Genomic DNA, 978 nt, shown 5'->3' with positions numbered 1-978 from the left:
CCGCGACCAGCCCGCCGCCGAGCAGGAGGGCGCGCCTGCGCGCCCAGCCCGTTGCCGTCCGGCCTGCCATCAGTTACCTCCAAGCAGGAAGCCGAGCATGCCACTCTCCTGTTGCTGGCTGAGCCCGGTGACGCCGCCGTCCGCGGTCGGCGCGGGGGCGAGCAGGCCGCCGATGACGCCGCCGAGTCCGCCCTGCTGCGCCGGGCCGCCGCCGGGCTGCTGGGGCGCCATCGGGTCGACCGGCTGACCACTGGGGTTCTTGGTCAGGGGCGGCGGCGAACCACCGACGCCGAGGTTGGAGCCGAGTCCGGGGACCAGGCCGGTGAGGATGTCCGGGGTGATCACGAGCATCCCGCGGAAGTAGTGGGAGAGCCCGTCCGACCCGTTGGTGGCCAGCGCCCAGTACTTCACGAAGTTGAAAACACCGGTGATGTTGTCGCTCAGCTCGCCGACGAGCGGCTTGAGCGACGACGCGACCGCCACCGTGTCCGGCCCGCTGGCGCGCAGCGTGCTGACCACCGGCCTGGCCTCGTCGAGCAGCGACTGTGCCTTCTGCAGCACCGGGTCCAGGCTCGCCAGCGCGGGATCGGCCGCGGCGGTGAACCGTTCGAGCTCGGCGCTTATCTGGCTGAGGTTGTCGGTGGTAGGACGGATCGCCCGCAGGGTCGGCACGGTGGCCGTCGTCGTCGCGGTCAGCTCGGCGAGCGTGGCCCGCGCGCTGTGCAGCGTGCCCGGAAGCTCGGCAAGAGTCTGCTCGAGCACCTGCTGCCTGACCGCCGTGGTGCCCAGCAGCTGCTGGGTGGAGGCGACCAGGCCGTCCAGGGTCCTGCCGTCGTCCCGCGCGAGCGCGGTCGCGACCGGCTCGACGTTGTCCACCAGGCTGTTCAGCAGGGCGTTCTGCTGGTCGAGCACCTTCGCCAGACCATCGGTGTCGCGCATCGCCGGCGCGAGCGCCTTGACGGCGGCGTCGATGTTGGC

1 pseudogene is annotated in these 978 nt (G+C 72.2%); it reads right to left on the bottom strand.

The features are described from left to right. Nucleotides 1-69 precede the first annotated feature (69 nt). Nucleotides 70-978, bottom strand: a pseudogene (locus DD1DGNOD_RS11985) (MlaD family protein); the annotation flags it as partial.

Source organism: Candidatus Protofrankia californiensis (assembly GCF_900634765.1).
GTDB lineage: Bacteria > Actinomycetota > Actinomycetes > Frankiales > Frankiaceae > Protofrankia > Protofrankia californiensis.
This window is presented reverse-complemented; position numbering and strand designations above follow the sequence as displayed.